General features: G+C 65.2%; 17 protein-coding genes. 8 read left to right on the forward strand and 9 right to left on the reverse strand.

From position 1 onward, the window contains the following. The first annotated feature begins 9 nt into the window (after positions 1-9). Positions 10-279 (forward strand): hypothetical protein, encoded by a 270-nt coding sequence (locus DKG74_RS10700; protein ID WP_109905544.1) that lies wholly within the window; start codon positions 10-12, stop codon positions 277-279. Positions 280-417: 138 nt separating this feature from the next. On the opposite strand, the gene DKG74_RS21495 is transcribed toward DKG74_RS10700, so the two are convergent. The 6 genes from DKG74_RS21495 to DKG74_RS10725 form a co-directional block, all read right to left on the reverse strand. Continuing rightward, positions 418-648, reverse strand: a complete 231-nt coding sequence (locus DKG74_RS21495) for a hypothetical protein (protein WP_133251559.1) — start codon at positions 646-648, stop codon at positions 418-420. Between the two features lies 1 nt (position 649). Beyond that, positions 650-1282, reverse strand: a complete 633-nt coding sequence (locus tag DKG74_RS10705; RefSeq protein ID WP_133251560.1) for a hypothetical protein — start codon at positions 1280-1282, stop codon at positions 650-652. Between the two features lie 139 nt (positions 1283-1421). Then, entirely contained in the window at positions 1422-1640 is a 219-nt protein-coding gene (locus DKG74_RS10710) for a hypothetical protein (RefSeq protein WP_109905548.1), read from the reverse strand. A gap of 215 nt (positions 1641-1855) precedes the next feature. Continuing rightward, complete coding sequence (locus tag DKG74_RS10715; protein WP_109905550.1) at positions 1856-2344, reverse strand: SMI1/KNR4 family protein; 489 nt, start codon at positions 2342-2344, stop codon at positions 1856-1858. A gap of 211 nt (positions 2345-2555) precedes the next feature. After that, entirely contained in the window at positions 2556-3770 is a 1215-nt protein-coding gene (locus DKG74_RS10720) for an NADP-dependent isocitrate dehydrogenase (RefSeq protein ID WP_109905552.1), read from the reverse strand. Between the two features lie 91 nt (positions 3771-3861). Beyond that, complete coding sequence (locus DKG74_RS10725; protein ID WP_109905554.1) at positions 3862-4449, reverse strand: LOG family protein; 588 nt, start codon at positions 4447-4449, stop codon at positions 3862-3864. A gap of 106 nt (positions 4450-4555) precedes the next feature. On the opposite strand from DKG74_RS10725, the gene DKG74_RS10730 reads away from it, so the two are divergent. Genes DKG74_RS10730 through DKG74_RS10745 form a run of 3 tightly spaced genes read left to right on the forward strand, consistent with a single transcriptional unit; the run spans position 4556 to position 7022 of the window. Continuing rightward, entirely contained in the window at positions 4556-5020 is a 465-nt protein-coding gene (locus tag DKG74_RS10730) for a c-type cytochrome (protein WP_109905556.1), read from the forward strand. Positions 5021-5030: 10 nt separating this feature from the next. Further along, positions 5031-5900 (forward strand): c-type cytochrome, encoded by an 870-nt coding sequence (locus DKG74_RS10735; RefSeq protein WP_207779318.1) that lies wholly within the window; start codon positions 5031-5033, stop codon positions 5898-5900. 45 nt (positions 5901-5945) lie between these two features. Then, the gene (locus DKG74_RS10745) at positions 5946-7022 is read left to right on the forward strand and encodes a LysM peptidoglycan-binding domain-containing protein (RefSeq protein ID WP_165837636.1); all 1077 of its coding nucleotides are present in this window, start codon (positions 5946-5948) and stop codon (positions 7020-7022) included. Here DKG74_RS10745 and DKG74_RS10750 read toward each other — a convergent pair whose 3' ends face one another. After that, positions 7023-7715, reverse strand: coding sequence for a Crp/Fnr family transcriptional regulator (locus tag DKG74_RS10750; protein WP_109905562.1), 693 nt, complete (start codon positions 7713-7715; stop codon positions 7023-7025). Positions 7716-7822: 107 nt separating this feature from the next. Between DKG74_RS10750 and DKG74_RS10755 the strand changes: the two genes are divergently transcribed. Together DKG74_RS10755 and DKG74_RS10760 are read left to right on the forward strand one after the other, a co-directional pair. Continuing rightward, the gene (locus DKG74_RS10755) at positions 7823-8593 is read left to right on the forward strand and encodes a class II aldolase/adducin family protein (protein WP_109905564.1); all 771 of its coding nucleotides are present in this window, start codon (positions 7823-7825) and stop codon (positions 8591-8593) included. Positions 8594-8604: 11 nt separating this feature from the next. Beyond that, on the forward strand, positions 8605-9198 hold the full coding sequence (locus tag DKG74_RS10760; protein ID WP_109905566.1) for an HD domain-containing protein: 594 nt from the start codon (positions 8605-8607) through the stop codon (positions 9196-9198). Positions 9199-9203: 5 nt separating this feature from the next. On the opposite strand, the gene DKG74_RS10765 is transcribed toward DKG74_RS10760, so the two are convergent. Then, complete coding sequence (locus DKG74_RS10765; RefSeq protein WP_109905770.1) at positions 9204-9809, reverse strand: pyridoxamine 5'-phosphate oxidase family protein; 606 nt, start codon at positions 9807-9809, stop codon at positions 9204-9206. A 78-nt stretch (positions 9810-9887) separates the two neighbouring features. Between DKG74_RS10765 and pdxR the strand changes: the two genes are divergently transcribed. Continuing rightward, on the forward strand, positions 9888-11318 hold the full coding sequence (gene pdxR / locus DKG74_RS10770; RefSeq protein ID WP_165837637.1) for a MocR-like pyridoxine biosynthesis transcription factor PdxR: 1431 nt from the start codon (positions 9888-9890) through the stop codon (positions 11316-11318). Here pdxR and DKG74_RS10775 read toward each other — a convergent pair. Further along, on the reverse strand, positions 11302-12270 hold the full coding sequence (locus DKG74_RS10775) for a 2-hydroxyacid dehydrogenase (RefSeq protein WP_109905570.1): 969 nt from the start codon (positions 12268-12270) through the stop codon (positions 11302-11304). The genes pdxR and DKG74_RS10775 overlap by 17 nt on opposite strands. A gap of 123 nt (positions 12271-12393) precedes the next feature. On the opposite strand from DKG74_RS10775, the gene DKG74_RS10780 reads away from it, so the two are divergent. Continuing rightward, complete coding sequence (locus tag DKG74_RS10780; protein WP_109905572.1) at positions 12394-13386, forward strand: cell envelope integrity EipB family protein; 993 nt, start codon at positions 12394-12396, stop codon at positions 13384-13386. The last annotated feature ends 10 nt before the right edge of the window (positions 13387-13396 follow it).

The following is a 13396-nucleotide window of genomic DNA, read 5'->3' on the forward strand; positions in this document are numbered from 1 at the left end:
GGGGGCTGAATGAACTTGCGAGAAGTGTTGCGCTTTCAGCGCGACTGGTCGGAAGACGAGACAATTTATGCAGTGGGGCCATGGAGTGCCGATGCAGATGCGCTTCTCTCCAGCGAGCCGCCGGGCACGACTGATCCAATCATCCAATCCGGAAAGCCCTACGCCTATTTTCTCGAAGGGTTCATCGCTCGCGATTTCCTCGACGATCTCGACGCGCCAGATGATGTGAGCGAGACCGTATGCGAACGACTGATCCGCTATGCTATTGATGACGCATGAGCACGGGTGAAATATGAGGCCGCCATATAATTGGATGATACTGGAGTGTGGTGGAGCGCACCCCTGAGATTCCGGGGACGCTATATGTAATTGGATGTAAAGGTCAATGAGGTGCTGTGCATAATTGAATGGTACCGCTCAGCCATCTAATTCAGTATAGCGTCCCCGTAATTTTCCCGTAATTTCCCGTAACTTCCATGTTGCAATTCGGCCAGATATTTGATCGTTCAGCACAACGCCAATCGCGAGATTTCCGTACTGAATCCCATATTCAGACAATTTCGAATAATATTCGATGCGCGCTTCCGATTCCCCACTGTGGGCGATGTTGTATAGTTCGTTAATTTGTGATTCTGTCAAAGTGCTCATTTTACTTTTCCCTAAATAAGTCGATTGTTTGGGCCGCTTGTTGTTTGAAGATCGAAAAATCCCTCATCCGGTCCCGTCCAAAAGTGACTTTCCAGCGTTGGCCATCGCGGTCGAAAAGGAGTGCACACGATGCATTCGGAAGGTCGGGCTGTGGTCGCCAGCAACGCATTATGCCGATAGGAAAAGTCGTCAAATCTTGATCGGGGATGACGATGTCCCGGCCGAGCGAAATTTCTTTTACTGTCAGATTCGGCTCGATCCGATAGATGCGCGTGACGCGCTCGCGGATGCCGCCAATGTTTTCACCGGGCACTGCGGACCAAAGGTCATCCCATAGCTGTGGGATGCTATTAATCCCTTCCTCGATCAGAATATTGACGTTGTCGTCCCAGCCAGGCCGATCTTCATCAAGGGGGCCCCAATCGGGCAGGGAGAGCTGAATGAAGAGGGCATTGCCTTCCTGAGGGCGCACATGGAAAGCGGCGGGGACGCGATAGGTGATACCGGCGATCTCCCGCCGTGCGCCGCCGTCGTCGGCGAGGGTTTCGGCGAGCCACGCCCCGAGCAGAGCCAGGACCGGGACCAGGACCAGGACCGGCAATATTGCGCGACGGAGGATGGGGCATGTGGCCATCAGAAAGTGGATCCAAATCCTGTATAATTGATGAAGATATATATTCATTCTACGGGTGTGAAGATTTAGTTTATTAAACTTTTAACTTTGGTTCGGATGTTAATGTATACTTCTATACAAAATTCGAACATGACGTGGCTCACAATCCCTTGACTATCAGCAACACAATACTCCCGGTGCAGATCGCGCCGTTGTACGCGGCCGCCAGCCAGAACAGGAAGGGCTGCCTGGCGCGATTATAGGTCGCATAAGGCACGCCGACGGCTTTCATGATTCCCGTGCGAAGGCCATGCACCAGTTCCCGTCCGACAAGCGGCGCACCGATCAGCAGGATGGCCGCCACGATGACGTCTTTCACTCCGATTTCCCCACTGGCCAATGCTGCGGATCGTCGTCCATCCCCCCTCAACAAAAAGGATTCCAGGGACGCTATATGTAATTGGATGTAAAGGTCAATGAGGTGCTGTGCATAATTGAATGGTACGGCTCAGCCATCTAATTCAGTATAGCGTCCCCGTAATTTCCCAGCTCATATGAGCGCCCTGATCTCAAACCCCCAATCTAAATAATTTCCTATGAATCCTTCACCTCGGAATCTTCAGAAGCATTTTTCAACACAGAGAGCATGAACTCACCAAAATCCTGCGCCAGAATTTCCAGACGATCTGAAGCCGTTGAAGCTCCCGGCTCCCAAAAAACGACTTCCCCTCGGCTACTGCCTTGCCCACAATCCAACACAGCGTAGGAACCATCGCCAAAGCCATAGACAAATACGAAGCGACTCGGTACGCAATCAACACTACGCTGTCGAAGCGTTAACCAAATCGCGTCTGGAATAGTAGAGTTAATTAAGTCGTTTTTCGCTATTCCGTAAAATTCCTCGCCAAAGGCACTACCGCAGCCATATTTCCTCAAGAACAATTTATAACTTTCCGGGAACGAAACCCCGAGCGCCGCCTCAGCGGAAAAAATCAATGAATCCGTCTTTTTTCCACTAAAATGTGAGTATTCGGAATTATTATCAATAATTTTAAACGCCTCGAAAAGATCATCGATCGCCATGACTTCGCTCCTCACTCTAAATCGCCAGCTCGCTGTTTCCAATAGTCTCGCCGCCACCTCCCAAAAGTAATTCTGTCAATACCAGATACTATGCTTGAGTTCCAGGGACGCTATACTCGATGGAGCATCCGACGCGGCTTCCTCACCCCACCAATAAAAACGCCCGCCCCCTTTCAGGAGCGGGCGTCTCTGTCGCCGATGAAGCTGAGGCTTACGCCAGCTTCTTCTGCAGGTTCTGGTCGAGGGCGTCGAGGAAGGCCTCGGTGGTCAGCCAGGGCTGGTCCTTGCTGATCAGGATGGCGAGGTCCTTGGTCATCTGGCCGGCTTCGACCGTCTCGACGCAGACTTCCTCGAGGGCCGCCGCGAAGCGGGCGAGGTCGCCGTTGTCGTCGAGCTTGGCGCGGTGCTTCAGGCCGCCGGTCCAGGCGAAGATCGAGGCGATCGGGTTGGTCGAGGTCGCCTTGCCCTTCTGATGCTCGCGGTAGTGACGGGTGACCGTGCCGTGGGCGGCTTCCGCCTCGACGATCTGGCCGTCCGGCGTCATCAGGACCGAGGTCATCAGGCCGAGCGAGCCGAAGCCCTGCGCGACGGTGTCCGACTGCACGTCGCCATCGTAGTTCTTGCAGGCCCAGACATAGCCGCCTTCCCACTTCAGGGCGGAGGCGACCATGTCGTCGATCAGGCGGTGTTCGTAGACGATGCCGGCGGCGTCGAACTGCGCCTTGAACTCGGCCTGGTAGATCTCCTCGAAGATGTCCTTGAAGCGGCCGTCATAGGCCTTGAGGATCGTGTTCTTCGTCGAGAGATAGACCGGCCACTTGCGCAGCAGGCCGTAGTTCAGCGAGGCCCGGGCGAAGTCGCGGATCGACTCGTCGAGGTTATACATCGCCATGGTGACGCCGGCGCCGGGGAAGTCGAACACGTCGTGCTCAATCACCGTGCCGTCCTCACCGACGAATTTGATCGTCAGCTTGCCCTTGCCGGGCACCTTGAAATCGGTCGCGCGGTACTGGTCGCCGAAGGCATGACGGCCGACCACGATCGGCTTGGTCCAGCCGGGGACGAGACGCGGCACGTTCTTGCAGATGATGGGCTCGCGGAAGATCACGCCGCCGAGGATGTTGCGGATGGTGCCGTTCGGCGACTTCCACATCTTCTTCAGCTTGAATTCCTCGACGCGGGCTTCGTCGGGGGTGATGGTCGCGCATTTGATGCCGACGCCGACCGCCTTGATCGCGTTCGCGCTGTCGATCGTCACCTGGTCGTTGGTGGCGTCGCGATGCTCGATGCCGAGGTCGAAATACTGGATCGGCAGATCGAGGTAGGGAAGGATCAGCTTGTTCTTGATGAAGGCCCAGATGATCCGGGTCATCTCGTCGCCGTCGAGCTCCACGACCGGATTGGCGACCTTGATCTTGGCTACCATGCAACCCATTCCTTCCGTTAGGCGTGTTATGCGCCGCACCATACACAAGGGGCGAACCCTGTTCAGCCCCCCAAATGTCTAAACCCCTGAATTACTCGGCCACCGGCATGGTCTGCGGGCCCTTCTCGATGGCGAGACGGGCGAGGGTGGGCAGCACGGAGTCCACATCCGGCACCAGGGTCAGGAAATCGCGGGTATTGGGCCGGGCGAAGCCGGTGCCGATGACATGCTCGACGAGGCCCATGAAGGGCTGCCAGTAGCCGAGCACGTCGACCAGCATGATCGGCTTTTTGTGCAGCTGCAGCTGGGCCCAGGTGATCATCTCCACCGTCTCGTCGAGGGTGCCCATGCCGCCGGGCAGCACGACGAAGGCTTCCGAGCGCTCGAACATCAGGCGCTTGCGCTGATGCATGGTCTCGACCTCGATGGTCTCGGTGATGCCTTCCAGCTTCGCCTCGAGCTTGGTCAGGAAATGCGGGATGATGCCGGTCACACGGCCGCCGTTGTCGCGCACGGCGCGGGCGATCGTGCCCATGAGGCCGAGGGCGCCGCCGCCATAGACGAGTTCGACGCCTTCGGCGGCCAGAATGCGGCCGAGCCGGTCGGCGGCTTCGAGGTAACGGGAATCGGGCGGCGTTGAGGCGCCGCAGAAGACGCAGAGGCTGTTGATGACGGACATGGCTCTCTCAGGCAGGGCCGGAGCCGGACGTCTGGCCGGATCGCGGCGATTGATCTAAAGTCGCTATCGCACGGCCGATAAAGGCCGTCCATGGAGGAGACTTAGCATGGCTTTGCTCGCGCTTCACGGGTCGCGTTACCTCGCGGCCGCGGTCATCGTCCTCGGCCTTGGCGGCGTCGCCCTGGCGGCGGGGGCTGACGATCTGGTCGAGAAGCGCGAGGCGGCGATGAAACAGGCGGGCGGCGCGCTGAAGGCGCTGGGCGGCGAAGCCAGATCGGGCAGCGTGGCGCCCGATGCGGCCGTGAAGGCGCAGGCGCTGGTCGATTTCGCCGCTTCCATTCCCGGCCTGTTCCCCGCCGGCTCGATCACCGACAAGAGCCGCGCCCTGCCCGAAATCTGGACCGACACGGCGGGCTGGGACGGCAAGGTGAAGGCCTTCGCCGATGCCGCCGCCGTCACCCTCGCCGCGGCCAAGGCGGGCGATGCCGCCGCCCTTGGCGCCGCGATCGACGCCACGGGCGGCGCCTGTGGCGGTTGCCACAAGGTCTTCCGCGGCCCCGAGAAGGACTGAGGGCGCGGCCTTGCGCCTGATCATGGCGCTGGCGGCGCTGGCGGTCGGTCTCGCAAGTCCGGCCCGGGCGGACGAGGCGACGGTCGCGCGCGGCGCCTATCTGGTGCGGGCGGGTGGCTGCGTCGCCTGCCACACCGCGCCGGGCGGGGCGGCATTCGCCGGTGGCCGGGCGATGAAGACGCCCTTCGGCACGTTCTACACGCCGAACATCACCGCCGATCCGGAGACCGGCATCGGCCGGTGGAGCGACGCCGATTTCCTGCGCGCGCTGCAGGACGGGGTATCGCCCGCGGGCGAGCATTATTTTCCGGTTTTTCCCTTCGCTTCCTATACCAAGGCGGCGCCGGCCGATCTTCTCGCCATCAAGGACTATCTGTTCTCGCTGCCGCCGGCCGCGGCGCCCCGGAAAGACCATGACATCGGCTTTCCCTTCTCGATCCGGGCGCTGCAGGCGGGCTGGAAGCTGCTGTTCTTCCGCCCCGGCGAATTCCGTCCGCGCGCCAGCGCCTCGCCCGAGGTCAATCGCGGCGCCTATCTCGTGCAGGCCCTCGGCCATTGCGGGGAATGCCACACGCCGCGTAACCCCGCCGGCGGCACGCTGATCGCCCTTGCCCTCGCCGGGACAAACGATGGCCCGGACGGAGAACGCGTGCCCAACATCACGCCCGATGCCGAAACCGGCCTCGGCGGCTGGTCGCGCGACGAGATCGCGGAGCTTCTGGCCAGCGGCACCAAACCCGATTTCGACAATGTCCAGGGCTCCATGGCCGAAGTCGTCGACGACGGCACCAGCCACCTGACCGAGGGCGACCGCGCCGCCATCGCCGCCTATCTTCTGTCGCTGGCGCCGATCAGGCATGGCAAAAGCCGCGCCAACTGATAGGTTGCCAGTCGGGCTTGCGTGGTATCGGGGTGATTTCGCATCATGGAGCAGCAATCGGCGGATGAGGGACGCAACCGGCGTATCCTGACGGCGGGCGTCATCGCGCTCGCCATTGCCGTGTTGATCGGTTTCCTCGCGACCATGGACGGCGGCAAGCCGGTTGAGGCGCCGCCGACGACGCCCGTCGCGGCGGCCGCGCCGACGCCGGTCCCGGCACCGGGCCCCAGCGCGCCCACCGCCACGGCGGAAGCCCCGGCGCCGGCCGATGAAACGCCGCCCAGCTTCGACCTTGCCCGCATCGCCGCCGATGGCACCGCCGTGCTGGCCGGCCGCGCGGCGCGCGACAGTCAGGTGAAGATCATTGGCAATGGCACCGACATCGGCGCCGCCAGGGCCGGGGCGGCAGACGGCAGCTGGGTCGTGATCGTCGACAAGCCGCTGCCCGAGGGCTCGCTCGAACTCAAGCTCGAGGCGACACTGGCCGATGGTCGCGTGCTGCGCTCGAAGGACGTGCTGCTCGTCGACGTGCCGAAGCGGGGCGGCGACGCGCCGGTCGCGGCTGGCGGCAGCACCGGCGCCATGGCGGTACTGACGGGCGAGGACCAGAATGGCGCCGGCACTACCCGAACCCTGCAACTGCCGGATTCCCCGCCCGTCGACAAGCCGAGCAGCGGCCCCGGCCTCGACATCGTCGAATATGGCGCCGATGGCGCGCCGCGCCTGACCGGCCATGCGACGCCGGATGCCACGGTCCGCCTCTATCTCGACGGCAAGCCGGCGGGCGAGACCAAGGCGGGGCCGGACGGCACCTGGCGCCTGAACCTGCAGGGCGGGGTCGATCCCGGCCGCTATTCGCTGCGCATCGACGTCCTCGGCGCCGATGGCAAGGTCGCCTCTCGCAGCGAGGTTCCGTTCGAGCGGGCGCCGGTTGCCGAGGCCAGCGCGGCGGGCCCGGGCAGTTTCACCGTGCAGCCGGGCAACAGCCTGTGGCGCATCGCCCGGGGCCAACTGGGCAGCGGTCTGCGCTACATCGACATCTACAAGGCGAACCAGGGCCAGATCCAGGACCCGGACCTGATCTACCCGGGTCAGGTCCTCGGCCTGCCGCGCAAGAAGTGATCAGCGGCCGAGGGCGGCGAGGCGGGCGGGATCGGTCAGGATCACGGCGCCGTAGCGCCGCTCGACCAGACCCTCGCCCTCCAGCCGCTTCAGGGCCTTGTTCGCGCTCTGGCGCGACAGGCCGGTGGTCGAGGCCAGCTGGTCCTGGCTGACCTCGACGACGACGCCCGCCGTCACCTCGCGCTCGCTCTCTCCCGCCGCCATCATGACCAGCAGGCGGCCGACGCGGATATGGCTCGCCTCCGCGGCGACATCCTCGAGAAAGCGCATGGCCGTGCGCAGATGGCCCGACAGGATCAGGCCGAAATTGCGCCAATAGGCGGGGCAGGCGGCCACGATCGCCTCGAAACCCGCGGCCGGCAGATGCAGCACGACGCAGCGGTCGAGGGCGATGGTCGATTGCAGGCGCGGCAGACGGTCGAACATCGACACCTCGCCGAACCAGTCGACCGGCTCGGTGATCCAGGTCCCGACCTCGCGGCCGCTGCTCAGGTAGTTGACGAATTTCAGCCGGCCAGAGGTCAGGGCATAGATCCCGGTCGGGGCATCGCCCATGGCATAGACATATTCGCCCGGCTGTCGTTCCATGATGTGAGCGCCCGACAATATCTGCCGGCGCAGGTCTTCGGGCTGATCCGCCAGCCAGCCTTTGGTGGCCAGCAGGCGGCGGGCGCGGTCGGGATCGGGGCGCATGGGCGGGGCGGCATCCGGTAACTGTCAACTTGTTGACATTCTAATGTGCCGCCGTCGCGTACAAGGAAAAACGATCGCCGCGAAAACAGCGGGAGGAGGGAGAGTTCATGTCGACCGTCGCCTTGAAGAAGCCGGGCCAGAGTGTCCGCGATCTGGTCAGCCCCGAGGAATGGCAGGTCCGCGTCGACCTCGCCGCCGCCTATCGGCTCGTCGCCCTCAATGGCTGGGACGACCTGATCTTCACCCATATCTCGGCCCGGGTGCCCAATTCGGACCATCACTTCCTGATCAACCCTTACGGTTATCTGTTCGAGGAAATCACGGCGTCGAGCCTCGTGAAGGTCGATCTCGCCGGCAATATCCTGATGGAGACCGACAGCTTCATCAATCCGGCCGGCTATACGATCCATTCGGCGGTGCATGGCGCGCGCGAGGACGCGGGCTGCGTCCTGCATCTGCACACCGATGCCGGGGTCGGCGTGTCCTGCCACGCGGAAGGCCTGCTGCCGATCAGCCAGAACGCCCTGACCGTGATCGAGGATATCGCCTATCACGCCTATGAGGGCATCGCCCTCAACCTCGACGAACGGGAGCGGCTGGTCGCCGACCTCAAGGCCAAGAACCTGATGATCCTGCGCAATCACGGTACCCTTGCCGTCGGCACCAATGTCGCCGAAGCCTGGCTGCGCATCTTCACGCTGGAGCGGGCCTGCGCCCAGCAGGTCGCCGCGCTCGCCAGCGGGAAATACATCACCCCGCCCGAAAGCGTGCAGCAGACGACGATGGAGCAGGGCCGCGGCATCGGCGGTCTCGCCATGCTGGCGTGGAACGCCCTGCTGCGGAAGCTCGACCGCATCGACCCCAGCTTCCGGAACTGAGGAGAGACCCGATGGCTCACGATGGCGGCATTGCGGTCGATACCGCGACCTTCATCCGCATGGAAGACGGCACAGAGGACGACTGGGCGAAGATCATCGCCTGCGAACTGCCCTTCCAGGCCCAGCAGGCGGACCGCCTGCTCGACCATCTGAAGCTGCTGAAGGACGAAGTGGGCGGTTTCGCCATCGACCGGCTGGAACACAGCCTGCAGTCGGCGACCCGCGCCCATCAGGCCGGCAAGGACGAGGAATATGTCGTCTGCGCCCTGTTCCACGACATGGGCGACATGCTGGGCAGCTATAACCACGCCGATATCGCGGCGGCGGTGCTGAAGCCCTTCGTTTCCGAGCAGAACCACTGGATGGTGGAAAAACACGGTATCTTCCAGGGTTACTACTTCTTCCACTTCCTCGGCCTCGACCGCGACATGCGCGAGAAGTTCCGCGGCCATCCGAATTTCGAGCACACGGCGGAATTCTGCGAGAAGTTCGACCAGAACTGTTTCGACCCGAATTTCAAGTCGATGTCGATCGAGGATCTCCGGCCGATGGTGCAGCGGGTCATCTCCCGTCCCCGCCGCAGCATCTACATGAAGGGCGACTGATCGGCTCAGGCCGGCACGGGCTCGTCCCGTGCCAGCCGCAGCGGCACGACGCCGGCGAAGACCGGCCAGTCCAGGTCCTCGGCATCGTCCACCGGCGGGCCGGACCTGACCTTGGCCACCGCCTCCACGAGGTCGATCTCGAGGGCGGTGGTCGCCTTCACTTCCTTCGCGGTGACGGGACGCAAGTGTTCCCAGCGCCCAGGCGCGATGTGATCGGTCAGGGCGCGCAGCGCCGCTTCCTTGGCCGCCGGATCCTCGATCACCCTGGCCTCGCCGAAGACCGTGACCGAGCGATAGTTCATCGAATGGTGGAAGGCGGATTTCGCCAGCACCAGACCGTCGACATGGGTCACGGTCAGGCACAGCGGCACACCCCCCGCCAATGTCTTCATCATCCGGCTGATGACCGAGCCGTGGACGATCAGCGTCTCGCCGATGCGGGCGATGGCGGTCGGCAGCACCACCGGCCGCCCGTCGGCTGCGCAGAAGCCGACATGGGCGATCAGTGCCTCGTCGATGATGGCGTGCACCACGGCCTTGTCGTAGCTGCCCCGCTTGGGCAGGAGGTGCAGTTTGGTGCGTTCGGTCTTGGGGTAGGTCTTGTCGGTCATGGCTCTTCTCCTGCCGCGACAGTGCTGCCATCATGGCCCTGTCGGAAGGTCCAAGTTCCAGGTGAAGGGGGAGCCAAGATGGTGGCCGAAATCGCGGCGAAGCTCGACCGCACCCAGCCGCTCGGCCGCCAGCTCTACGAGGCGGTTCGTGCCGCCATTCTCGACGGAAGGCTGGCGCCGGGCACGCGGCTGCCGGCCAGCCGTGATCTCGCGCGCGACCTCGGCCTTGGCCGCAACACGGTGGTCGGGGTGTTCGAGCGGCTGGCGGCCGACGGTTTCGTCGAGGCGCGGGGCGCCGCCGGCACCATCGTCGCCCGGCTCGATCCCGCGCTTCTGCATCGGCCGCAACCGGCGCCCGCCGGCCGACTGGCGGCGCGGGGCCGCGCCCTTGCCGCGGTCGCGCGGGGGGCGGCCCGGCCCCATGGTGCCTTCGTGCCCGGGCTGCCCGCCCTCGACCAGTTTCCGGGCGAACTATGGGGCCGGCTGATGGCGCGGCGCCTGCGCCAGTCGAGCGCGGCATTGCTCGGTTTCGAGCATGGCGCGGGCTGGCCGCCGCTGAAGGAAGCCATCGCCCGCCATGTCGCCGCCGCGCGCGGCATCGCGATCGAGCCTGAACGGGTGCTGGTGACCACGGGGGCGCAGGGCGCCCTCGACCTGCTGGCCCGGCTGCTCGCCGACGCGGGCGATCCGGTGTGGATCGAGGATCCGGGCTATCTCGGGGCGCGCGGTGCCTTCGTCGGCGCCGGCCTCGACCTCGTGCCGGTGCCGGTCGACGGGGAGGGGCTGGACGTCGCCGCCGGCCTCGCCCGCCGCGCCGATCCCCGCTTCATCTATGTGACGCCGTCCCACCAGTATCCGACCGGTGTCGCCCTCAGCCTGCCGCGCCGCCTCGCCCTGCTGCAGGCGGCGGAGGCGGCGGACGCCTGGGTGATCGAGGACGACTACGACGGCGAATTCCGTTTCGACGGCCCACCGCTGGCGCCGCTGCACACTCTCTCGCCGCGTGGCCGGGTGATCTATGTCGGCACTTTCGGCAAGGCGCTGGCACCGGCGCTGCGCGTCGGTTACGCGCTGCTGCCGCCGGCCCTCGTCGCGCCCGCCGCCGCTGCCCTCCGTCACACCGGTCACGCGCCGCCGCTGCTCGTTCAGGCTTGCCTCGCCGATTTCCTGATGGAGGGGCATTTCGCCGCCCACCTGCGGCGGCTGCGGACGCTCTACGCCGAACGCCGGGCGGCCCTGGTCGAGGGGTGCGCGCGATACCTCGGCGATTACGGCCGGCTGATGCCGGCGGAGGCGGGCATCCAGCTCGCCTTCCGGCTGTTCGACGCCGACGACGGGGCGGCGGCGCAGGCGGCGCTGGCGGCCGGCATCGTGACACCGCCCCTGTCCCGCGCGGTCCTGGGCGATGCCGTCGTCTCCGGTCTTCAACTCGGCTTCGCCGCCGTGCCGGCCGGGGAAATCGGCCCTGCCCTGAGGCGCCTCGGACAGGCGCTCAGGTCACCGGGGTAAGCGGTCGGCCATCGCCGGCCAGCACGGCGGCGAGATTGTCGATGGCGAGCATCCCCATGGCGACCCGCGTCTCCACCGTCGCGCTGCCAATATGGGGCAGGGCGAAGACATTGGGCAGGTCGCGGTAACGGGGATCGAGCTTTGGCTCGCCCCGGAACACGTCGAGCCCGGCGGCGAGCAGGCGGCCGCTCTCCAGCGCCTCGATCACCGCCTCGTCGTCGACGAGGTCGCCGCGCGCGGAATTGATCAGGATCGCCCCCTCGGGCAACAGGGCGAGGGCGCGGCGGTCGATGATGCCGCGCGTCTCCGGCGTCGAGGCGGCGTTTAGCGCGAGAACATCCGAGACCGCGAGCAGGCCGTCCAGCGTGTCGTGCCAGATCGCGCCATCCTCGACTGCCGGCGCCGCGCGGCGCCGGTTGTGATAATGCACCTCCATGCCGAAGGCACGGGCACGGCGGGCGACCGCCGCCCCGATCCGGCCGAGGCCGAGAATGCCCAGCCTGCGCCGGCCGATGTCGACACCCAGCATCGCGGTCGGCGACCAGGCGCCCCAGCGGTTCTCGGCGATCAGGGCCATGGCTTCCTTGGCCCGCCGCGCGGCACCGAGCAGCAGCAGCAGGGTCAGGTCCGCCGTGGCATCGGTCAGCACGTCGGGCGTGTTGGTGACGATCAGGCCGCGCGCCCGGGCTGCCGCGACGTCGATATGGTCGAAGCCGACGGACATGGTGGCGATCACGCGGATGCCGGGCGGCAGGGCTTCGATGGTGGCGCGGTCCAGTTTCTCGCTCACGGTGACGAGAAGACCTTCGCAGCCTTCCGCGGCGGCCAACAGGTCGCGCGGCGCGTGGGGGGCCTCGCCGGGCGGCCGGCGCAGGACGAATTCGTGGGCGAGGCGGACCTCGCAAGGGCCGGGCAGGGTCCGGGCGACCATGATGACGGGGGGCTGGGGCATGACGGTTGCAGTCTGGCAACAGTCGCATGTTCACGGCAAGCCCAACTGATGCCGCATTCTTGTCGCTGGCTCTTCCATGTCATATTTGCTGGGCACCCGAGTCGGGTGGGAGGTAACGTGCCGATGTTGCGGCGGGCAATTGCGCTGACGACGGTTCTGGTCGTCCTGTTCTTCATTGGCCGCTGGGCGTTCGTCGGCGGCGGGGAAGGCGCGTCGGCCGGCCAGTCTGCGTCCGCGCCCGAAGCCACCACCGCTTCCGGCACGACCGAGACCACCGCCGTGGCGGCCGCGCCGGAGCGTCCGGCGGAAAGTCCGGCCGCCGTCACCGACACCGCCGCCATCGTGCCCGCGACGCCGGTCACCTTCGACGCGGAAAAGGGCCGGCTGGCCGGGCACCGGGCCATCTACGACCTGAAGCTGGCGGACAGCGACAACGGCTCGGGCGTGGCCGCCGCCGACGGGCGCATGGTCATCGAATTTTCCGATACCTGCGATGGCTACGCCCTGACCCAGCGGCTGCAGATGCGCCTCAGCGACGGCGAGGGCGCGGCGACCACGACCGATTTCCGCGTCGCCAACTGGGAGGCGACCGATGGCCGCCGCTTCCGCTTCTCGACCCGCCACATCGTCAACGGCGAGGAAGACCAGAATTTCGAAGGCACCGCCGAGCTGAAGGAAGATGGCAGCGGTGTCGTCGATTACAGCAAGCCCGAATCGAAGGAAGAGACGCTGCCGCCCGGCACCGTGTTCCCGACCATGCACACGATGCAGCTGATCGAGGCGGCCAAGGCGCACAAGCCGCTGCTGACCCGCATGATGTTCGACGGCACCAGCGACGATCTCGGCTCCAATGTCGTCGGCGTCATCGGCAAGGCGGGCGACGTCAACCCGCCGGGCCTCGGCGGCAAGGGCCTCGACCTGCTGAAGGGCCTGCCGTCCTGGCCGGTGCGTCTTGCCTTCTTCACGACGGGCAGCAACGAGGAACTGCCGGAATATGAGGTCGGCTTCCGCCTCTACGCCAACGGCATCTCGGGCGACATCGTGCTCGACTATGGCGATTTCTCGATCGACGCCGTGCTCAGCGATATCGAGGCGCTGCCCCGCCCCTCCTGCTGAAGGATCGGGT

The organism is Zavarzinia aquatilis (genome assembly GCF_003173035.1).
Classification (GTDB): Bacteria; Pseudomonadota; Alphaproteobacteria; order Zavarziniales; family Zavarziniaceae; genus Zavarzinia; species Zavarzinia aquatilis.